Here is a 23,047-nt window from a genome sequence, read left to right on the forward strand (position 1 = left end):
TAAAAACGTGCGAATTGGCCTGTACGCTGGTGACACGGACAAACAGGAGGTCCAACTCATGGCTTTTTCCCTGCGATTTTCAGCCGCCCATGGCGTGCAGCTCGGTGCGCTGCTGGCGGCCCTGGCCGGTGCGGTGGTGTGGACACCGCTGCTGCTCACCTCCGCCGAATCCCACACGCCCCAGGCCACCCCGCAGGCTCTGGCGGCGCGCAGCGATAACCCGGCGCTGCAATGGTTTTCCAATGCGCCGACGGCCTTGCAGGTCAAGGTTACCGGCGTGTTGGCCGGCGCGCGTGGCGCGGTGGCGATCCTTAGCCTCAACGACGGCCCGCCGCGCAGCTTTCTAGTGGGTGAACGTGTGAGTCCTGGTGTGCGCTTGACCGCCATTGAAGGCAACGGCGTGGAGATCGAGCGTGGCGGCGAGAAGCTGCGCGTGCACCTGGACAAGCTGCCGGATGCGCCGGCATTGCCGCGGCTCACTCGGCCATGACCTGGGTGGCCAGGCGCGCCAGGGGCGGCGCGTCGCGGCTGGCGTCGAGCACCTGTACCGAGACCTGAAACAGCGGGCCATCGGCGCTGATGGTTTGCTCGCAACGCAGCTTCAAGCGGCCCTGATCACACACGAAGGTCTGCTTGCCGCTGCGCAAGCGGCCCTCCAGACGCACCTGCGCCAAACGACTCTGGGCCGCCAGCAAGGCCATCGATTTGTCACGCAACAAGCCATTGCTCTGGGTCATCAAACCGGCCACGCGCACGGCGGCGGCCATGGCCACGGCAATGATCGCCAATGCCACCAGCACTTCGATCAGGGTAAAGCCTTGCTCGTTGCGATGGCCGTACATGGCACTCTCAAAGCCCGGAGACAGGCCCGCAGACTAACGCCGCGAGTTGACCGATTGGCGACCGAAACTCCCGAGGATTTTCAATACGACTGACATGTGTTCTTGCAACACTGCGCCACGAAATGCACTCAACCCAAGGAATGTCGAGATGGATATCGCGCGCCTAATGCCTCCATTGCCAGGCCCTCGCGGCCAGCGTGGCTTCACCCTGATCGAGATCATGGTGGTGGTGGTTATCCTCGGGATTCTCGCGGCGATGGTGGTGCCCAAGGTGCTCGACCGGCCGGACCAGGCGCGGGCCACGGCGGCCAGGCAGGACATCGGCGGCCTGATGCAGGCGCTGAAACTCTACCGCCTCGACCATGGCACTTACCCAAGCATGAACCAGGGCCTGAAGGTGCTGGTGGAACGCCCGGCGGACGCCAAAAACACCACCTGGCGCGCCTACCTGGACCGACTGCCCAACGACCCGTGGGGCCACCCATATCACTACCTCAACCCCGGTGCCAACGGTGAAGTCGACGTGTTCTCCCTGGGCGCCGACGGCCAACCGGACGGTGATGGCGTGAATGCTGATATCGGCTCCTGGCAGTTGTAAGGCGCCCCATGAAACGGTATTCGCCCACAGCGGCGAAGCAGCGCGGCATGGCGATTATCAGCGCATTGCTGATCGCTGCGGTGGTGGCGGTGATTGCAGGCGGCATGCTGACGCGCCAGACCGTATTTACTCGCAGCCTGGAAGCCGAACAACTGCGCATCCAGGGCCAGTGGTTGTTGCTGGGCGGTATTGAGCGCAGCCGCCAATTGCTCTGGGACGCGCGCCAGAAAGACGTGTTGACCCGCCTCGACCAGCCCTGGGCCCAGGCCCAGCGCGGCGTGTTCGATGGCCGGGTGGACGACGAACAAGGCAAGTTCAACCTGCGCAATCTGGTCAACCGCCAGCAAGTGGATACCGAGCAGTTGCAGAGTTTCGAGCGCCTGTGCGGCCTGATCGGGGTCGACCCGGCGCTGAGTCGGCGCATCAGCCAGCGGGTGATCGGTTCCTATGAGCGATTCGACACGCCGGCCAAATACCCGATGCTGCGCAGTCTCGATGACTTGAGCGCTGTGGAAGGACTCGACCCGCTGCTGTTGCAGCGCATGCAGGCCTTCATCAGCGTGTTGCCCGACATCACCTGGGTCAACGGCAACACCGCCCGCGCCGAGGTGCTCAGCGCGGTGGTGCCGCAGCTGAGTCTGGCCCAGGCCCAGGCGCTGGTGGCCGAGCGGGACAGTGGGCAGTGGTTTATCAATCGCGGGGACTTCGTCAACCGCTTGCACCTGCCGCAAGTGCCGGTGGATTCGGTGCAAGTGGGCATTACCAGTGAGTGGTTTCGCCTGCAAGGCCAGGTGCGGCAGGACCCGCGCCGGGTGACCCTGGACGCGCTGCTGCATCGCCCGGAAAGTCGTCGGCCGCAGGTGATCTGGTCGCGGGTGGGCGTATGAAGCGCTTGCGCATTGGGTTGCCACCGCTGGCGCAGTTGAGCGTGGACAGCCAGGTCGCCTTTGCCTGGCTGGAGCGCGGCGCGGTGGTGTCCGAAGGGCATGAACGCCTGGCACGGCTGGGCAAGGGCCGCCAGGCGGTGGAGTGTTTTCTGCACCCCCGCGACAGTGTGATGACAAGCCTGGAACTGCCGCCATTGCCCGCCGCCAAAACTGCCGCGGCGGTGGCCTGTGCAGCCCAGGCGCTGATCCTCGGCCCCGTGGAGCAGATGCACGTGGCCCACGGCCCGCGCGAAAGCGACGGGTGCGTGCAAGTGGGCTGGGTGTCGACGGCTGAGCTGGAGCGGCTCGGCCAGGTCCTGGCGCAGGCACAACTGAAACTGCGGGGTGTGTACCCGGCACCCTATGCCTTGCCGGTGGGAGCGGCAGCGTTGGACGACGGTTATCTGTTGACCCGCGACAGCCCGCAACAAGGCACGGTGCATCCATTAGGGGGGCAGGCGCTGGATCTGCCGCCGATGAGCGCGTCCCAGCGTTGGGCCGGCGCCGTACCTGCGTGGGGGTTGCATGCGCGCCTTCGCCAGGGGCCCAGTGGTGGCTGGGGCAGGGCGCTGGGCTGCATCGCCCTGGCCGCTGCCATTTGGGCCCTGGGCCTGAACCTGTACGCCGCGCGCAAGGTCGAGGAGGGCCAGCGACTCAAGGCGTTGATGAGTCAGCAGGTGCGTCAGGCATTTCCCGAACTGCCGGTGGTGCTTAACCCGTTGCAGCAGGCCCGTCAGCAACTGATGGCGCGCCAGAACGGTGCCGCTGCCGATCCTGCTCAGCGCTTTTCCGGGCTGTTGCAACTGGTGGGTACACACCTGCCGTTTATGGTGGGCAGTGTCAACGCCCTGACCTTCGAGCAAGGGCGCTTGCACCTGGAACTGCTGGCCGACAGCCGCAACCCGGCCGCGCAGGGCGATTGGCAGGCGGCGTTGGCGCAGGCCGGTTTTGCCGCCACACGGGACGATCACGGTTGGAGCATTGCCCCGGCGCAGGCCACGCAAAAATCGGGAGCCGACGATGAATAAATGGCGCCGCCTGCGCGGCCAGTCCCAGGTGTTCTGGAACGGCCTGGCCCTGCGCGAAAAACGCCTGCTGGCGGGTGTCGGCCTGTTGCTGGCGAGTCTGTTGAGCTGGCTGATTCTGGTGCAGCCGGCGCTGAAAAAGATCGACTACTGGCAGGCCGAAACCCCCAAGTTGCGCGCCCAGGCCGCCGCTTTACAGGTGCTGTTGCAGGACGTCGCAGCGCCCCGCGTGGCGGACGAAACCACGCTGCAACAGGCCCTGGACAGCGCCGGCCTGCAAGGGCATTACCACTTGCAGGTGTTGGAACCCGGCGCTTGGCGCCTGACCTTCGACAACGCCCCGGCCGACGCGGTGGTGGGCTGGTTGCTGGGCAATCCCCGTTCGTTTTCTCTGGAAGTGTCCGAGGCACGTTTGCAACGTGCCGCGGACGCCGTCGACACCTCGGCCGGCACTGTGTCCGGGACCGTTCGCATGGATCAGGCGCCTGGCGCTAAGGAAGCTTCATGAAGTGGTCAGTCCCGCCTTTTCGCACCGTCGCGCCATTGCTGTTGCTGGCCCTCAGCGCGTGCAGCACCCAGGACGCATCCAAACCGTTGCTGGTGGACAGCGAACTTGGCCAGCCCCTGGCCGATACCCGTCGCAGCGGCGACACCGTGCTGGATCGCCAGCGCGACCCCGTACCCAAGCCGACCGTACAACATCGGGTGACCCAGAGCGCCCGTGGCCAGGCGCCGGCCAACGTCAAAGCGCGCAACCCATTGGGCGATCAGCCGGTGCAGCTCAATTTTGTCGACGCCGATATCCAGGCCGTGGTGCGTGCGTTATCCCGTGCCACCGGCCAGCAGTTTCTGGTCGACCCGCGTGTAAAGGGCAACCTGACCCTGGTCAGCGAAGGCCAGGTACCGGCGCATCAGGCCTATGACATGCTGCTGGCGGCGCTGCGCATGCAAGGCTTCAGCGTGGTGGACGTCGGCGGTGTGGCCCAAGTGGTGCCGGAGGCCGATGCCAAGTTGCTCGGCGGGCCGATGTACAGCGCCGGCAGCAGCGGCATGCAGACCCGCACCTTTCGCCTGCAGTACGAAAACGCGGTGAACCTGATCCCGGTGCTGCGCCCCATTGTGTCGCCGAACAATCCGATCAACGCCTACCCCGGCAACAACAGCATCGTCATCACCGACTACGCGGAAAACCTCGCGCGGGTGGCCCATATCATCAGCGGCATCGACACCCCCAGCGCCATCGACACCGACGTAGTGCAGATCCAGAACGGTATCGCCGTGGACATTGCAGCGATGGTCGCCGAGCTCCTGGAAACCCAAGGCGCCGACCAGACCCAGAAGATCACTGTGATCGGCGACCCGCGTTCCAACTCGATCATCATTCGCTCCGGCAGCCCCGAGCGCACGGAGCTGGCGCGCAACCTGATCTACAAACTCGACAACGCCCAGAGCAACCCCAGCAATATGCACGTGGTCTACCTGCGCAATGCCCAGGCGGGCAAGTTGGCCCAGTCGCTGCGTGGGTTGTTGACCGGCGAGAGCGAGTCCGGCGTCAGCGACGAGGCGCGCAGCAAGCTCAGCAGCATGGGCGGCAGCGGCCAGAACACTGCGCAAGGCAGCAGCGCGCAAAACAGCAGCGGCACACCCACCGGCAGCGGCGTGCAGTCGGGCTATGGGCAAAGCAACACGGCGACCACCAGCACCGGTGGCACGGCCAAAGACCAGGACACCGCATTCAGCGCCGGCGGCGTGACCATCCAGGCCGACGCCACCACCAACACCTTGCTGATCTCCGCGCCGGACCCGCTGTACCGCAACCTGCGCGAAGTGATCGATATGCTTGACCAGCGCCGTGCCCAGGTGGTGATCGAAAGCCTGATCGTCGAAGTGGGCGAGGACGATGCCACCGAGTTCGGCGTGCAATGGCAGGCCGGCAACCTGGCGGGCAACGGCGGGTTTGGCGGGGTCAACCTGGGCGGCAGCGGCATCGTCAGCACCGGCAAGACCAGCATTGATGTGTTGCCCAAGGGCCTTAACGTCGGCCTGGTCAACGGCAGCGTGGACATTCCGGGGATCGGCAAGGTGCTCGACCTCAAGGTGCTGGCCCGCGCGCTGAAGAGCAAGGGCGGCACCAATGTGCTGTCCACGCCCAATCTGCTGACCCTGGACAACGAAGCCGCGAGCATTTTTGTAGGGCAGACCATTCCGTTCGTCACCGGCAGTTATGTGACGGGCGGCGGGGGCACCAGCAACAACCCGTTCCAGACCGTGCAGCGCGAAGAAGTCGGGCTCAAGCTGAACGTCCGGCCGCAGATTTCCGAGGGCGGTACGGTGAAGCTGGATATCTATCAGGAGGTCAGCAGCGTGGACACGCGCACCTCGGTGGACGCGGGTACGGTGACCAACAAGCGCGCGATCGATACCAGCATTTTGCTGGATGACGGGCAGATCATGGTGCTCGGTGGCTTGCTGCAGGATGGCTACAGCCAGAGCAATGATGCAGTGCCTTGGCTCTCCAGCATTCCGGGGCTGGGGGCACTGTTTCGCAATGAAAAACGCAGTGTGAGCAAGACCAACCTGATGGTGTTTTTGCGGCCTTACATCATTCGCGACAGTGGCGCGGGGCGCAGTATTACCTTGAACCGCTATGAATTCATGCGCCGGGCCCAGGGCGGCTTGCAGCCGGAGCACAGTTGGGCGATGCCGGACGTGCAGGCGCCGCAATTGCCCTCGGTGGACAAGGCGATTCCGGGCGGGCAGCCGCCGGGGCCCAGGGCGGTAATTCGGGCGGTGCCGGCCCCATGAGCCTGCTGCCCTACGCGTGGGCCAAATCCCAGCGCATCCTTCTGCGCCCCGACGAGGCGGGCCGGCTGCTCACCGTCTGCCCCTCAACGCCCGGCTGGTCCATCAGCGAAGTCCAGCGCCAGTTCGGCGAGTCGCGGATAGAACAGGTGCGCGACGACGAACTCGACGGCCTCCTGGCCAGCGCCTATGCCGATACCGGCAGTGCTGCCGCGGTGGTGGGCGCCGCCGAAAACGAGGTGGACCTCGACCGCCTGATGCAGGACATGCCCGAGATCACCGACCTGCTCGACACCCAGGACGGCGCACCGGTGATTCGCATGATCAACGCCTTGCTCACCCAGGCCGCGCGCGACGAGGCCAGTGATATTCATATCGAGCCCTACGAAACCCATTCGGTGGTGCGCTACCGCGTCGACGGCACCTTGCGCGATGTGGTGTCGCCGCGCAAGGCGCTGCACGGCGCGCTGGTGTCACGGATCAAGATCATGGCGCAGCTCGATATCGCCGAAAAACGCCTGCCTCAGGACGGGCGCATCGCCTTGCGCGTGGCCGGGCGGCCGATTGATATTCGCGTGTCGACCGTGCCCACCGGGCATGGCGAGCGCGTGGTGATGCGTTTGCTCGACAAACAGGCCGGGCGCTTGCAACTGGAGACCCTGGGCATGGCGCCGCAGTTGCTCGCACGCCTGGATACTCTGATCCGCCAGCCCCACGGCATTGTGCTGGTCACCGGGCCCACCGGCAGCGGCAAGACCACCAGCCTGTACGCGGCCCTGGCGCGGCTGGATGCGAGTACCAGCAATATCCTCACGGTGGAGGACCCGGTGGAGTACGACCTGCCGGGCATCAGCCAGATCCAGGTCAACGCCAGGATCGACATGACCTTCGGCCTGGCACTGCGGGCGATCCTGCGGCAGGACCCGGACATCATCATGATCGGTGAAATCCGTGACCTGGAGACCGCGCAGATCGCCGTGCAGGCCTCGCTCACCGGCCACCTGGTGCTCGCCACCCTGCACACCAACGACGCGGTGTCGGCGGTCAACCGCCTGATCGACATGGGCGTCGAACCGTTCCTGTTGGCTTCGTCGCTGTTGGGGGTGCTGGCGCAGCGCCTGGTGCGGCGCCTGTGCCCGCACTGCAAGCAGGAAGACCCGGCCGCGCCCGGCACCTGGCGCCCGGTGGGCTGCGCACAGTGCAACCAGATCGGTTATAGCGGGCGTACCGGTATTCATGAATTGTTCTGCGTCGACGACGACGTGCGCGGCCTGATCCACCAAGGCGCCGGCGAGCAGGAGTTGCGTGTGGCCGCGCGCCGTGCGGGGATGTTCAGCATGCGTGAAGACGGCGAGCGCTGGGTGCGCAGCGGCGCCACCGCGCCCGAAGAAATTCTGCGCGTCACACGGGACGCCTGATGAATCGCTATCGCTATGAAGCCGCCGATGCCAGCGGCAAGGTCGAGGCCGGGCATGTCGAGGCCGACAGCCAGAGCGGGGCGTTTGCGCTGCTGCGCAGCCGTGGCCTGACGGCGTTGCTCGTGCAGGTCGAGGTGGGGCAGCCAACGACGGCCGGTGGCAGCCTGTTCAGCGCCAAGCTGTCGGACAATGACCTGGCCTGGGCCACGCGCCAGCTGGCGAGCCTGCTCGGTGCGAGCCTGCCGTTGGAAGCAGCGCTGAGTGCCACGGTGGAGCAAGCGGAGAAAAAGCACATCGCCCAGACCCTCGCCGCCGTGCGCGCCGATGTACGCGGCGGCATGCGCCTGGCGCAGGCGTTGGCCGCGCGACCGCGGGATTTTCCGTCGATCTACCGTGCGTTGATCGCGGCGGGAGAGGAGTCCGGTGACCTGGCCCAGGTGATGGAGCGCCTGGCCGACTACATCGAGGAGCGCAACAACCTGCGCGGCAAGATTCTCACCGCGTTTATCTACCCCGGCGTTGTGGGGCTGGTGTCCATCGGCATCGTGATTTTTTTGCTCAGCTACGTGGTGCCCCAAGTGGTCAGCGCGTTTTCCCAGGCGCGCCAGGACTTGCCGGGGCTGACCCTGGCGATGCTTAACGCCAGCGACTTTATCCGCGCCTGGGGCTGGCTGTGTTTTGCCGGCATCGTCGGTGGTTTCTGGAGCTGGCGCCTGTACCTGCGCAACCCTGTGGCGCGGTTGAATTGGCACAGCCGCGTGCTGCGCCTGCCGCTGATCGGGCGGTTTGTGCTGGGCCTGAACACCGCGCGGTTTGCCTCGACGTTGGCGATTCTCGGCGGTGCCGGCGTGCCGCTGTTGCGCGCTCTGGAGGCGGCACGTCAGACCCTGTCCAACGAGCGCCTGAGCCAGTGCGTCAACGATGCCACGGCCAAGGTGCGCGAAGGGGTCAACCTGGCGCCGGCGCTGGCGGTGGAAAATGTGTTCCCCCCGGTGCTGATCCACCTGATCGCCAGCGGCGAAAAGACCGGCTCGCTGCCACCGATGCTCGAACGTGCGGCGCAGACCCTGTCACGGGATATCGAACGCCGGGCGATGGGCATGACTGCGTTGCTGGAGCCGCTGATGATCGTGGTGATGGGCGCGGTGGTGCTGGTGATTGTGATGGCGGTGCTGCTGCCGATCATCGAAATCAACCAGTTGGTCACCTAGGTCAGCGGAGCGAACTCGGGTTCCTCATCCTGTCATGTTTCACCCGTTCGGCACGCCCCGCGCGGCCTCCAGCCCACGGTTGCGAAGGCGTACTGAAACGCCGCTGTCACGTGGGCCTAAAACGCTCAAAAGTATGACCAAAACACCCGAGAATCTTTTTAAAATCAAGCGCTTCCTCCCGAGGTTTTTTCCTATATCTGTCATCGGAAACTGCGAGTTTCGTTCCCATGGTTTTCACCCCCGGCCACCCCCGCATACCGGCTTGGGACCGAAGCCATGGCGTCATGCAAGAGCCCTCTACCCAAACGTACAAACACGACGAAAGGAGATTCTTCATGTTTAAGCGCAACGTTCTCGCGGTATCCATGACCCTCGCTGCACTGTGCTCGGCCCAGGCTGCAATGGCTGACATCAACGGTGGTGGTGCAACCCTGCCACAAGCGCTGTACCAGACTTCCGGCGTGCTGACTGCCGGTTTTGCCCCGTACATCGGCGTGGGCAGCGGTAACGGCAAGGCCGCCTTCCTGAACAACGACTACACCAAGTTCCAGGCCGGCGTGACGAACAAGAACGTGCACTGGGCGGGCAGCGACTCCAAGCTGAGCGCCACTGAGCTGTCGACCTACGCGTCTGCCAAGCAACCGACCTGGGGCAAGTTGATCCAGGTGCCGTCGGTGGGTACTGCGGTCGCTATTCCCTTCAACAAAAGCGGCACCGCAGCGGTTGACCTGAGCGTCAGCGAGCTGTGCGGTGTGTTCTCGGGGCGTATCACTGACTGGAGCGGTATTTCCGGTTCCGGCCGTACCGGCGCGATCACCGTGGTCTACCGTAGCGAAAGCAGTGGCACCACCGAGTTGTTCACCCGTTTCCTCAACGCCAAGTGTGCTGAAACCGGCACCTTCAATATCTCCACCACGTTCGGCACCAGCTACACCGGTGGTTTGCCTGCCGGCGCCGTTTCTGCCGCCGGCAGCCAAGGTGTGATGACCGCATTGGCCGGCGCCGACGGTGGTATCACCTACATGAGCCCTGATTTCGCGGCCCCAACCCTGGCCGGTCTGGACGACGCGACCAAAGTGGCACGTGTCGGCAAGGACGTCGCGACCAACACTGCGGGCGTTTCGCCTGCCGCCGCTAACGTCTCCGCTGCCATCAACGCCGTACCCGTGCCGGCCTCCACCGAGCGTGGCAACCCGGACGCCTGGGTTCCAGTGTTCGGTAAAGCCAACACCGCCGGCGTGCAGCCTTACCCTACCTCGGGCTACCCGATCCTGGGCTTCACCAACCTGATCTTCAGCCAGTGCTACGCCGATGCCACCCAGACCAGCCAAGTGCGTGATTTCTTCGCCAAGCACTACGGCGCCTCCAACAACAACGATGCAGCCATCACCGCCAACGCTTTCGTGCCGCTGCCAACCGCTTGGAAAGCCACCGTTCGCGCCAGCTTCCTGACCGCGAGCAACGCCCTGAGCATCGGCAACACCAACGTCTGCAACGGTATCGGTCGTCCGCTGTAACCCTCGCTTTCAACGACCTGCACCACCTGATCAGCAACGGCCTGCGCCGTTGCTGATTTTTTGCGTGGGTGCCCGCCGTTACCAGCCCTATGTGAACTTTGCATGACATAAGTTCAGTCCCGTCTCCCGCCAACCGCCTAACCCTCATACGTGAGCCTGTCTTGCTCCCTGCGTGATAACAAAGAAGGAAGATTCCCGATGGTCCGCTGCAAATCACCGGTCAACCTGAAAGCCCAAGAAACCGTGCTGCGCCTCAAGCCATTGGCCCAGGCCATTGCCTTGTTGATGGTGGCGGGCAATGCCCATGCGGCCACGGCGTTCAGTTCCAGTTGGTTTGCCGACAAAGGTGCGACGCAAGCGGCGACGGCGGCGCGCATCAGTGCCGGGCAGGTGCCGGGAATTCCTTCGCTGAACCAGCAGGCGCGGGTCAACCAGCAGTTGGCGCGTTCCATCAGCACCTTGAACACCAGCGTCGCGGCGATTGCGGCGCAGCAGGCCGCGCAAGCGGCGGGGCGTCAGGCGGCGTTCGGCCAGGTCTCGACGATTTCCGATGGCCTCGGCAAAGGTGGCCTGCAGGTGGATAACAGCCTCACCCAGGGCTGGACCAACGCCAAGGCCCCGACCCAAAGCCAGTCCGGCGGCAAGACCACGGTGAGTATCGAGCAAACCGCCGACAAGGCCATCCTCAATTGGGAGACCTTTAACGTCGGGCGCAACACCTCCGTGGATTTCCAGCAGCAGTCCAGTTGGGCCGTGCTTAACCGCGTCAACGACCCCGATGCGCGGCCCAGTGAGATCCAGGGCCAGATCAATGGCGCCGGCACGGTGATGATCATGAACCGCAACGGCGTGGTTTTCGGCGGCACCAGCCAAGTCAACGTGCGCAACCTGGTGGCCGCCGCAGCGAACATGACCGATGAGCAGTTCACCCAGCGCGGTCTCTATGTGGATGGCACCGGCACCCAGCCGACCTTCACCGATGCGGCGGGCAAGGTCCAGGTGCAGCGCGGCGCGCTGATCCAGACTCACAACCCGGCCACGTCCACCGATGCAGGTGGCTACGCCTTGTTGCTCGGTTCGGAAGTGGACAACGCCGGTACGATCATCACCGCCAAGGGCCAGACCACCCTGGCGGCCGGTGACAGTTTTTACATCCGCAAGGGCGTGAGCACGTCCGGCAATGACCGCTCCACCACGCGTGGCAACGAAGTGGCGACCAGCCTCAAACCCGGCAGCAGCGCCGGCAAGGTCAGCAACAATGGCCTGATCATGGCCGCCACCGGGGACATCACCCTGACCGGGCACCAGGTGCAGCAAAATGGCGTGGCCCTGGCCAGCACCTCGGTGGACACCCGTGGCACGATTCACCTGCTCAACTCCGCCACCGACACCACCGGCAGTGTGACCCTGGGCGAGGGCAGCACCACCGCGATCCTGTTGGACAGCAGTGGCAGCACCGCGCTGAACAGCCAGCAAAGCAATGGCCTGGTCAACCTCGACGGTATGCCGGCCAATCAGGCGACCGGGCGTTTCAATAACCTCAGCACGGTGGCCGACCGTACCGATCAGTCGCGCATCGAAATCGTCAGCGGCGGCACCGTGGATTTCCAGAAAGGCTCGATCACCCTGGCCACCGGCGGGCAGGTCGCGGTCAGTGCCGCCGGGCGCAGCCTGTTACGCGATGGGGCGCTGATCGACGTGTCCGGCGCGGTGGGCGTCAAGGTGTCGATGGAATCCAACAACATCAAGATCAACGTGCAGGGCAACGAGCAGCGCGACGCGCCGGTCAACCGTGAAGACGGGAAGCTGATCAACAACGATGTGTGGGTCGACCTGCGCGATCTGGTGTTTGTGCCCGCAGGCACCAACGGCTATGCAACGGATCGCTGGTACACCGCCGGCGGTTTGCTGGAAGTCGGCGGTTACCTTGGCACGCAAGGCCACTCGGTGGGCGAGTGGATGGCCCAGGGCGGCACCGTGACCTTTACCGGCAAGGAGGTGGTGACCCAGAAGGGCGCGCAGATCAACCTGTCGGGCGGCACCGTGGACGTGCAGGACGGTTATATCCAGCAGACCTGGCTCAAGGGTCCGGATGGGCGTTTGTATGAGCTGTCCAACGCGCCGGGGGACATTCTCTATTCCGGGTTCTACAAGGGCTATGAAGACACCAGCAAGCGCTGGGGCCAGACCGATTACTACTACAACCCGATGATTGCCAGGCAACGCCGTTTCGAGAGCGGGTACACCGTGGGCCGCGATGCCGGCAAGCTGGTGGTCGGCACCACCAGCGCGGTGCTCGAAGGGCAGGTGGTCAGTGATGTGTTCCAGGGCGATCGCCAGACCCAGGCACCGAATATCAACCTCGACGGTTATCAGCAGTCGCAGAAGGCCATGGCCCAGCGCGCGCAGTTGATCATTGGTGGCTACACGCCGGTCTACAACAAGAGCACCGGCACCCTGCGTTATGCGTTGACCGGCATTGCCGATGAGGTGCTGATTGACCGCAACACGCAGAAAATCGCCGACGGACTGGACCTCACCACCGCGCTGCCAGCGGATCGCCAGGGCAAGATGGTGCTCGACAGTGATCAGCTCAATGGCTATCAACTGGGCGCGATCAAAGTCGGCGTCACCAATCAGATCAAAGCCGGTGTCACGCAGCAGATCACCGTCAAGGGCGCGCTCAATGTGGCGGATGGCGGCGAGATCACCCTGTTCGGGCCAGTGGTCAACCTCAACGCCAACCTCACCGCCCATGGCGGCAGCATCAATGCGGGCAACATCCTCAATCAGGTCAATCTCAATGCCGGTAATGCGCTCGACGATGTGATCCTCGCGGGCAGCGGGCGGGTCGATGTGGCGGCGGGCGTCAAGCTCGATGCCAGCGGGCGTTGGAACAACCTGGCGCTGGACCCGAACACCCGTGAAGGTCTGGCGTATGTGAACGGTGGCAAGGTCTCGCTGCGCAGTACCGGTACGCTTGATCTGGCGACCGGCAGCCTGGTGGATACGTCCTCCGCAGGCACGCTCGGCGTTGACGGTAAGCTCAGCGGCGGCAAGGGCGGCGACGTGACGCTGGGGGCGCTTGGGGCCTTGGCGCTGGGCGGCGACATTCGCGGTTATGGCGTCAACGGCGGCGGCACGCTGGCGTTGCAGGGGCGCAAGGTGCAGATCGGCGACAGCGCCAATGCACCCGATATCGACACGCTGCAATTGACTGGCGGCTTCTTTAACAAGGGTTTCTCGGCCTACGACATCACCGGCAACGAGGGACTGCTCGTCACCGACGGTACCCAAGTCGATGTGAATGTGCCGGTCTACCGTTTGGGCGAGCAGACAGCGATGACGCCAAGTGGCAGCGACCCGGCCACGGCTCTGGAGCGTTGGACGCCGACGCTCTACCAGGAAAACCCGACCCAGGGCGTTCTGACCCAGCGCCGGGGTGCCAGCCTGACGCTGACGGCCGGCTCCAAGGATTCCACCGCCGCAGAACTGGCGACCACCGCCCTGACGGTAGGCCGGGGGGCAGTGATTAATGTCGACCCCGGCCAGGGCATCAATTTGCGTAGCATCGGCCAGTTGACCCTCAATGGCAGCCTGAATGCCTGGGGCGGCAGTGTCAGCCTGGGCGGTTTGAGTGTCTCGCCAAAGACCTGGGAACCGTCGATTGCCGCGGGTCACGACCGCTCGATCCGGGTGGGCGAAGAGGCGTTGATCGACGTTGCAGCGCGAGCGGTCACGGCGGTGAGCAGCCGGGGCAACGTGTACGGCCAGGTCCTCAATGGCGGCAAGATCAGCATCGGCGGCGATATCAACCTGACCACCGGGATTGCCAGTGCCGGCGATGTGTTTGTGGTGGTCCGTGAGGGCGCGCGGCTGGACGCCTCCGGTGCCCAGGCGGTGCTCGACGTGCCCGGTCAGGGTCGCGTGCCGGTGGCCAGCAATGGCGGCAGTATCAGCTTTGCGTCGAACAACGGCCTGTACCTGGACGGCAGCTTCGTTGCCCGCGCGGGCGGGGCGGGTGCGGCGGGCGGCAGTTTGGCGCTTGCGCTGGAAAGCCCGTATTACCTCAAGGCCGGCGTCAATGACCGGGTGCTCAACGTGCGTGAACTGGTGCTCAGCCAGACCCATCAAACCAGCCCGAACGCCAGCCTGGAATACGGCCATGGCCGCCTCGGGGTGGACCAGGTCACCGCCGGCGGTTTCGACAACCTGGCGCTGCTCAGCAACGGCTTGCTGAGTTTCGACGGCGATGTGTCGTTGAGCATGGGCCAGAGCCTGCGCCTCTACGGTGGCAGCTATAACCTCAGTGAAACCGCCGCGGCCAGTTCACGGGTCAACCTGTCGGCCCCGTACCTGCTGCTGGCCGGCCTGCTCGCGCCCGCAGAAACCGGCAAGGAGGCCTACACCCGCGCGGTGCCGGTGTTGCCCAATCCCTCGGTGCTGGCCACCACGGCGCAGTTCAACGCCAACGCCAACCTGATCGAGGTGCGTGGCAATGTGGTGTTCGGCAACAAAAGCTATCTGTTGCGGCCCGACAACAGCCGGGCCAGCCTTGAGCGGCGTGGGTTTGATGAGGTGCAACTGACCAGCCAGGGCGACTTGCGCTTCCTGGCGGGGGCGGGGGCAGATGTGATTGCCCAGGGCATCAGCACGCAGTTAGTGACCGGTGGTGACCTGACCCTGCGCGCGGCGCAGTTGTATCCGGCGACTGAAGTCGGCGCCCGGGTACTGGCGGGCTATGTGAATAATGCTGCCAGCAATGGCACAGGCTTCAATTACGATCCGACACGCACCCTGACCATCGCACGCACCGCCAACAGCAATGCCGCCATGCCTTACTCGGTCTTTGGTCGTCTGCAATTGGGCGGGCCTACCATCAAGCAGGACGGGGTGGTGCGTGCGCCCCTGGGGCTGATCGAGATCGGCAACCTGGGTTCTACAAACGTGCAACTGCTGCCGGGCAGCCTCACGTCGGTGAGTGGCAAGGGCCTGGTATTGCCTTACGGCGGTACCGTGGATGGCCAGATCTACAAGTACAACGGCAAGACCGTAACGTTCATAGGCCAAGGTGGCGGCAACGGTGCAGGCAGTCTGAACGTCGGGGTGATTCTGGGGGGCCAGACGGTGGCGGTGCTGCCACAGGCGACGTTGGATCTGTCCGGCGGTGGCGAACTGCTCGGCGCCGGCTTTATTTCCGGGCGCGGGGGGTCTACGGATGCACGTTACAACCCACTGGTACAGTTCGGTGCGAACGGCGGGTTTGTACTGCCGGGTCTGAGTACCAACCCGATCTATGCAATTGTGCCGGGCGTGCAACCGGGTTATGCCCCGGTGGCGCCGGAAGGTGGCGCGGTCGATCCGTTGATCGGCCAGCAGATCACAATCGGCTCCGGCGTGCCGGGCCTGGCGGCCGGCACCTATACGCTGATGCCGTCCACCTATGCATTGATGCCGGGGGCTTTCCGGCTGGAGATCAACGGCCTGGCCGGTATGGGCGCCGACGGTGCGACCCAGGCGTTGCGCAATGGCTCATGGGCCACGGCAGGGCGCTTGTCCATCGCCAATACCGGTATCAGCAACAGTGCGCCCAGCCAGGTGATTCTCACGTCGGCCGATAGGTTGCGTCGTTACTCTCAATACAACGAGACCGGCTATTCACCCTTCGCCGTGGCCGATGCCACCCGGCTTGGTGTCCCTCGGGCACTGCTGCCGGTGGATGCCAAGACCCTGCAACTGGCCCTGCGGCCAGGCGCAGGTGCGGATGCCTTTTCGTTCCAGGGCATCGGCCGCTTCGAGGCCGCTGCTGGCGGTTACGGCGGGACCGTATCGCTGATAAACGGAGAAAAAACCGACATCGAAATTGTCGCGGCAGGCAACGCGGCTACCGCCAATTTCAAAGGCATTACGGTGGATGCGGACAGCCTGAACGCAATGGGCGCGGCTCGCCTGCTGATCGGTGGAATGACCTATGTCACGTACGGCCAGGGCGGCAACTACATCAACCTCCCCAGCAACGTCACCAGCTCCATCATCCTGCGCGACGGCGCGAACCTGGCGGCGCCGGAGGTACTACTGGCGACCGTCACCGGGAAAATTACGCTCGAACAAGGCGCCTCGATCAACACGATAGGCCAGGGCAAGGCCAGCTACGACGCACGTGACGGCTTTATCTACAACCTGAGCAATGTGCTGGCGGTGTCCAACGGTTTGCTCAATGTCATCGCCGCTCCGTCGCCGGGTGGAGTCCCCAGCAAGGGCATTCAGTTAGGCGTATGCGCGAACGCATCCTGCAGTGGGCAGACGGCCCTGTATTCCGAGGGCAGCATCGTTACCGTCACCGACAGCACCCTGCAGATGGGCGACGAGGTACGTTATGGCACCCGTCACCTGAACCTGGGCGTGTCCAGCATCAACGTCGGCAGCCCCGAAGCCCTGGCCGCTGCAGCCGCCAACAATCGCCTGCCGGTGGGCATGACCCTCAACCAGCAAGTGCTGGAACGCCTGCTGCGCGGCGACAGCCAATTCGGCGCCCCGGCGCTGGAAACCCTGCAACTGTCGGCGCGTGACAGCTTCAACTTCTACGGCACCAGCACCCTGGACACTTACGACGCGGTGACCGGCAAGTCATTGCTGAGCAACCTGATGCTGTCCACGCCGGCGATCTACGGCGCTGGCGGCTTGAACGACGTGGCGACTATCCACACCGCCAACCTGATCTGGCAAGGTGCCGAGGCAGCTCCTGTGGCGGCGGTGACCGGTGGTGCCGGCAGCGGCAGCGGGCGCCTGGATATCAATGCCGAACGTATCGAATTCGGCTACGGCGACTTTGCCCAGCCGAGCACCACCAAGACCTTCGACCGCCTGGCCCTGGGCTTTGCCAACGTCAATCTTAATGCCAGTGAGCGCATCACCGCCAACCACAAGGGCAGCCTGTCGGTGTACCAGAGCCAGGGTGCATTTGATGCGATCAAGGGCTTTGCCTACAGCGGCGGCAACCTGAATATCCTCACGCCGCTGATGACCGGTGAGGCCGGTTCGGTCAACCGTATTACCGCCGGTGGCGCGATTGATGTCAGCGCCTCGGCTGGCGCAGCAGGCAAGGTGGACGGCATCGGCGGCGAATTGTCGTTGCAAGGCGATAGCTTGCGCCTGGCCACTGCCGTGGTGCTGCCCAGCGGCAAGGTGACCTTGGGCGCGCGGGGCGACGTGGTGTTGACCGATGCCGCCTCGATCGATGTGTCCGGCCGGGCCATTGCCTTCAATGACGTGACCAAATACAGCGCCGGCGGCGAGGTGTTGCTGGAAAGCCGTGCGGGCAATGTGCAGCAGGCCGCCGGATCGACCATCGACCTGTCGGCGCAGCACAACCAGGCGGGCACGTTGCGCGCAGTGGCGGTGGCCGGCGCAGCGGGGATCGTCGACCTGGCGGGCAAGATCACCGCCGGCAGCAGCGGTGGCTACGATGCCGGTGGCACCCTGGTGCCGTACCTCGCCGGCGCGGTGGAAATCCAGGCCCAACGCCTGGGCGGCAATGGCACCCTCAGCGACCAGTTCGCCGCGCTCAACCAGCGCCTCAACCAGGGCCAGGTCTACGGTGCGCGCAGCTTCCAGCTCAAGCAGGGCGACCTGACCATCGGCAGCGACGTCAAGGCCAGCAGCGTCAACGTCTCGATCGACAATGGCAGCCTGCGCGTGACCGGCCTGGTGGATGCCAGCGGCGAGCGCGTGGGAAGCATCAACCTGGCCGCAAAAAATGGCCTGACCCTCGACGGCAGCGCCGTGCTGGACGCCCATGGCACACAATTACGCGTGGACAGTTACGGCAAGATCATCGATTCGCCTAACCGCGCCACCGTGGTCCTTAGTTCTGGCCAGGGCCAGTTGACCCTGGCCACTGGCGCGCGCATCGACCTGCGCCATGGCACCGAGGCCGCGACCGGCAACGACGGGCGCAACCGTGGCACGCTGGAACTCAACGCGCCGCGCGTGGGTGGCAATGACATCGCCATCGACGCCCGTGGGCCGTTGACTATCCAGGGCGCGCGTTCGATTGCCCTCAACGGCATGAGAACCTACGACGATGCCCCGACCAAAACCGATGAAACGCCGGATGGGCGCCCGTACCAAGTGATTGATCAGGACTACCTCAATGGCGTCAATGACGCGAATACGACATTCATCGATGCCGCGCGCGTTAACAGCAACTTGCTGCAGAAGCTCGCCGGCTTGAACAACGCGACCTACGGCGACGTGTTCCACCTGCGCCCCGGTGTAGAAATCATCAGTAAAACCCCGGACGGTGATCTGGTCGTGCAGGGCGATCTGGACCTCTCCAGCTATCGCTACGCCAGCCTTAAATCAACGGCCAAGACCGAGTCCGGCAGCCTGACCCTGCGCGCCGGCGGCGACCTGAATATCTACGGCAGCATCAACGATGGCTTTGCCGCGCCACCGCCCACCGACGATGACAGTGGCTGGGTGCTGCGCGCCGGTATCGACCACACCGGCGGCACTGTGGTGGTACCGGGCAGCGGCGTGACCCTGGATGTGGGCACCGTGTTCCCTGCGGGCGCTGCGCTTAATTTCGATGTACTGACCAACCCCCTGTTTCTGCCGGCGGGCACCCGCTTGCCCGTGGCGGCCAAGCTGACTCAACCGTTGGTACTCCCGGCGGGTACGGTGTTGGCGGCGGCTGTTCGGGATGCCTCGGGCACTGTGCTGTTCGCGGCGGGCACGTTGCTGACTCAGAGCCAGACCCTCGCCAGTGGCAGTGTCCTGGAGGCCGGCAGCCTGTTGGGCACTTCAGCCAGTGTCGACAGCCTGATCTGGCCCAAGGGCGTGCCACTGGCCACCAAGGTGACCCTGACCGCCAGCAAAGTGCTGCCCCGTGGCGCCCTGTTGCCGTCTGGGACAGACGTGAAGCTGCCGGGCGGCGTGGAGTCGGTGACGTTGCGTGACACCGGCCATCCTGGCAAAAACTGGGCCATTGCTCCCATGCTGGAGGAGGGCTCGCAGTCGTGGTCGATTCGCCTGGTTGCGGGGGCCGACACCGAGGCAGCCGACAGTCGCCTGCTGCAACCGCATCCGGTAAGCGGCAATCTGCGATTGGCGGACAGTCACTACGGGACGTTTGGGAAGGGCGCCCAGGTCTGGACCCTTGAGGGCTCAGAGGGGTGGTTCGGCGATGACAGCATGGTAGGCCAACCGGTTGATTTCGACGCAATACAATACCCGGGGATATGCGAAGACCTCCCGGAATACTGCGTTATCAGTGGTACTGCCTACACGCTGCTGGTGGGCGGCAGCACTCGCTTCAGCGTAATCCGCACCGGCGCTGCCGACCTTGACCTGCTGGCCGCCGGCAACCTGAGCATGGAGTCGCTGTTCGGCGTATACACGGCGGGCAGTTCGTCCACCGGCACCTCGGCCAGCGATCCGTATAACCTCAAGCGAGCCCTGGGCAGCAATGGCAAGGTATTGGCTAACGCCGGGGGCAACGAAAAGCTGGTCAACGCAGACACTGCCAGCCCGTACCGTGCCTGGTACCCGGATACGGGTGGCAACTTGCTGCTTAAAGTGGGCGGCAACCTGACTGGCAATATCACCAGCCCGGCGCTGAATGGCGTCGGTCGTCCGGTACCCAGCGACCTGGGCCAGGACTCAGCCAATGTCGGCAATTGGCTGTGGCGTCAGGGCAATGGCCTCAGTGGCAGCCAGGCGCAGGCCACCGCGTGGTGGGTCAACTTTGGTTCCTACGTGCCCGGCATGGCCTACCCAGGTGCGGACCAGATGGTCGGGTTCACGGGCTTCGGCACCCTGGGGGGAGGCAACCTTAACGTTGATGTGGGCGGCGACGCGGGGGTTCTCAACGCGTCGTCGGGGCCGCAGAACGTCAGCCCCCGCAGCCAAGGCCTGGTATTGGCCATCGGCGGCACCGGTCGCGTCGCCACCGATGGCAGCGTCCAACTGACCGGTGGCGGCGATCTGAACCTGCGGGTCGGCGGAGCGCTTAACCCAGCCGGCCAGATCAACCTGAACCACCTCAATGGCGTACTGGTGAATACGCGAGGGCATGTACAGCTCACTGGCGGCGCTCTGGGTAGCCTGACGCTGCTGTATGGCAACCAGGCCAGCTACCAGAGCCCGAGTGAGGTGCGCGCCTACGACCCGCTGCGCTCCACGTCCGCCAGGGCGGCGGGTGGTTTGAGCCTGTTGCCGGGTGACGCTACCTTCAGTCTCGCCACCCGCGGTGACCTGGTGCTGCAGGATGTCGCCGATCCGGGCCGCGCGCCGCAAGTCAACGCATTGGCCTACGCCAACGGTGGCGTCAACGGGATTGGCCACAGCTGGTTCAGCCTGTGGACCGACCGCACGGCGGTGGACCTGTTTTCCGCCGGGGGCAACCTCACGCCCCTGACCGAAACGCTGGACACCGACATGGCGGCCGTCTATCCCGCGACCTTGCGCGCCGTCGCCGCCAGCGGCAGCCTGTACTACGGTCGCGCATCGTACGGTGACCCAAGTACCGTGCCGCCGCTCAGGGCCATGGTGCTGGCGCCTTCGGCCAACGGGCAACTGGAACTGCTCGCCGGCGACTCGATCTACGGCGGCGACCTGCCCATCAGCCGCTCCAGCGCAGCCCCGCAAAGCCTGGCGACGATTTTGCGCCCGGCGTTTCTTGGTTTTCTGACTGATCAAAACCCGGTCAGCGGCAGCGGTAATCTGTCCAGCGATGGCAGCATTGCCACCTTCACGGTTTCGCCGCTGTTTGCCTTTGGCCCCAACACCGCCAGCACGGCCTGGGGCGACGCCCTGGAACCGGCACGTTTCTACGCGCTGAGCGGGGACCTGCTGGGTGTCAACAGCGGGCGTGCAATCACCATTACTACCGACGCCTCCAAGGACCCGCGTTTTGGGCAGACCTACTACGAGGGTGCCGGTCCGGTCTGGATGCAGGCCGGTCGCGACATCGTCAGCAGCGGTACGCCACTGAGCGGTGCCAATGGCGGTAATAAGACCACGGGTGAATACACCTACGCCGGCAACCTGTTCGTGCACAACAGCCCCACCGATATCTCCATCGCCAGCGCTGGCCGCGACATCCTCTACAGCAGTTTCAACGTTGCCGGCCCCGGTACCCTGGAACTGACGGCGGGGCGCAACATCCAGATGGAAGACAGGGTCGCGGTGAACAGCCTGGGCGCTGTGGCGGCCGGCGACAGCCGCCCTGGCGCAAGCATCGTCATGCAAGCCGGCATGGGCGCCAACGGCCCGGATTACCGCCGCTTCGTCGAGGCTTACCTGAACCCCGCCAACCTGGCGCAACCGGGTGAATCCCTGCAAGGCGCCAAGGTGGCCAAGACTTACGAAAACGAGCTGGTTACCTGGCTCACCGAACGCTTCGGCGTTGCCGGCGACAGCGAACAGGCCCGTACCGACTACGCCGCACTGCCCGCCGAACAACAACGGATCTTCGCCCGCGACGTGTACTTTGCCGAACTCAAGGCCGCCGGCCGTGAGTACAACCAGGACGGCAGTGTGCGCCAGGGCAGCTATGTGCGCGGCCGGGTGGCGATTGCCAAGTTGTTCCCCGAGACCGACGTGGCCGGCAACCCGATCACCTACAAAGGCGACATTACGATGTTCGGCGGCGCGGGTGTGCACACCAACTTCGGTGGCTCGATCCAGATGCTCACCCCCGGCGGCCGCCAGACCTTTGGCATCGAAGGCGCCGCACCACCGTCGACGGCGGGTGTGATCACTCAAGGCGCGGGAGATATCCAGCTGTACTCCCTGGGCAGCATTCTGCTTGGCCAGAGCCGCATCATGACCACCTTTGGCGGCTCGATCATGGCCTGGACCAGCGAGGGCGACATCAACGCCGGGCGCGGCTCCAAGACCACCGTGGTGTACACGCCGCCCAAGCGCGTCTATGACAATTGGGGCAACGTGAGCCTGTCGCCGTCGGTGCCGAGCACCGGTGCCGGGATCGCCACGCTCAACCCGATCCCGGAAGTGCCGGCGGGGGATATCGACCTGATCGCGCCATTGGGCACCATCGATGCCGGCGAGGCGGGAATCCGGGTGTCGGGTAACGTCAACATCGCCGCCTTGCGTGTGGTGAACGCGGCGAATATCCAGACCCAGGGCAAGTCGTCGGGCGTGCCGGTGACAGCGACGGTGAACACCGGCGCCATGAGCTCGGCCAGCGCGGCGGGGGCGGCGGCCTCCCAGGCGGCGGAAGACGCGGCGCGCGGTCAGCAGGCGGCGGCCAGGCAGGGCCGGGCCTCGATCGTGACCGTGGAGGTGTTGGGGTTTGGCACCGAACCGGTGCCCCGTGAGCCGCAGGAGCAGCAGAAAACCTCGGCGTACAACCCCAACAGCCCGGTGCAGGTGCTGGGCGCAGGCCCCTTGAGCGAACAGGCGCGGGCGCGTTTGACCGATGAGGAGCGCAAGCAGATTACCTTGTAGGGCGGTGCAAAAACCTCTCGTTGTACCTTGGGGGCGATCAGTGATCGCCCCGTTTTTTTGCAAGGTGGTGTGCCCCATCCAGCCAAAAAATTGCCTCCCACCCAATCCCGAATGAACCTTTCATGACAAAAGTTCGGTAGCCCTTGGCCATCCCCGTCTCTCCTGTGTAACGCGCTCAAGGACACCATCACGGTGTTTCTCAAGTCGCCAGCAGGACGCCAGGAGTGGGGCAAT

11 protein-coding genes are annotated in these 23,047 nt (G+C 64.7%); 10 read left to right on the forward strand and 1 reads right to left on the reverse strand.

Annotation, left to right across the window (positions count from 1 at the left end):
* The first annotated feature begins 58 nt into the window (after window positions 1-58).
* Window positions 59-490 (forward strand): type II secretion system protein N, encoded by a 432-nt coding sequence (locus tag PSH59_RS10580; RefSeq protein ID WP_248083562.1) that lies wholly within the window; start codon window positions 59-61, stop codon window positions 488-490.
* Here the strand turns inward: PSH59_RS10580 and gspI are convergent.
* Window positions 477-842: a type II secretion system minor pseudopilin GspI gene (gspI, locus tag PSH59_RS10585; RefSeq protein WP_248083564.1), complete on the reverse strand. Its 366-nt coding sequence runs from the start codon at window positions 840-842 to the stop codon at window positions 477-479. The genes PSH59_RS10580 and gspI overlap by 14 nt on opposite strands.
* A gap of 148 nt (window positions 843-990) precedes the next feature.
* Here gspI and gspG point away from each other — a divergent pair, with 148 nt between their 5' ends.
* The 9 genes from gspG (at window position 991) to PSH59_RS10630 (ending at window position 22,813) form a co-directional block, all read left to right on the forward strand.
* Window positions 991-1,440, forward strand: a complete 450-nt coding sequence (gspG, locus tag PSH59_RS10590) for a type II secretion system major pseudopilin GspG (protein WP_248083565.1) — start codon at window positions 991-993, stop codon at window positions 1,438-1,440.
* A gap of 8 nt (window positions 1,441-1,448) precedes the next feature.
* A complete protein-coding gene (gene gspK, locus PSH59_RS10595) occupies window positions 1,449-2,327 on the forward strand; it encodes a type II secretion system minor pseudopilin GspK (protein ID WP_248083567.1) in 879 nt (292 codons plus the stop codon).
* A complete protein-coding gene (gene gspL / locus PSH59_RS10600) occupies window positions 2,324-3,394 on the forward strand; it encodes a type II secretion system protein GspL (RefSeq protein ID WP_305394987.1) in 1,071 nt (356 codons plus the stop codon). Before gspK ends, gspL begins: the two co-directional genes overlap by 4 nt.
* A complete protein-coding gene (gspM, locus tag PSH59_RS10605) occupies window positions 3,387-3,899 on the forward strand; it encodes a type II secretion system protein GspM (RefSeq protein ID WP_305394988.1) in 513 nt (170 codons plus the stop codon). Before gspL ends, gspM begins: the two co-directional genes overlap by 8 nt.
* On the forward strand, window positions 3,896-6,196 hold the full coding sequence (gene gspD, locus PSH59_RS10610) for a type II secretion system secretin GspD (protein WP_305394989.1): 2,301 nt from the start codon (window positions 3,896-3,898) through the stop codon (window positions 6,194-6,196). Before gspM ends, gspD begins: the two co-directional genes overlap by 4 nt.
* Complete coding sequence (gene gspE, locus PSH59_RS10615) at window positions 6,193-7,611, forward strand: type II secretion system ATPase GspE (RefSeq protein ID WP_248083571.1); 1,419 nt, start codon at window positions 6,193-6,195, stop codon at window positions 7,609-7,611. The genes gspD and gspE overlap by 4 nt, the downstream gene beginning before the upstream one ends.
* The gene (gspF, locus tag PSH59_RS10620) at window positions 7,611-8,822 is read left to right on the forward strand and encodes a type II secretion system inner membrane protein GspF (protein WP_305394990.1); all 1,212 of its coding nucleotides are present in this window, start codon (window positions 7,611-7,613) and stop codon (window positions 8,820-8,822) included. Before gspE ends, gspF begins: the two co-directional genes overlap by 1 nt.
* A 335-nt stretch (window positions 8,823-9,157) precedes the next feature.
* Window positions 9,158-10,339: a substrate-binding domain-containing protein gene (locus tag PSH59_RS10625; RefSeq protein ID WP_248083573.1), complete on the forward strand. Its 1,182-nt coding sequence runs from the start codon at window positions 9,158-9,160 to the stop codon at window positions 10,337-10,339.
* A gap of 198 nt (window positions 10,340-10,537) precedes the next feature.
* The gene (locus tag PSH59_RS10630) at window positions 10,538-22,813 is read left to right on the forward strand and encodes a filamentous haemagglutinin family protein (RefSeq protein WP_305394991.1); all 12,276 of its coding nucleotides are present in this window, start codon (window positions 10,538-10,540) and stop codon (window positions 22,811-22,813) included.
* Window positions 22,814-23,047 lie beyond the last annotated feature (234 nt).

The sequence above is a fragment of the Pseudomonas sp. FP2309 genome, assembly GCF_030687575.1.
Lineage (GTDB): Bacteria > Pseudomonadota > Gammaproteobacteria > Pseudomonadales > Pseudomonadaceae > Aquipseudomonas.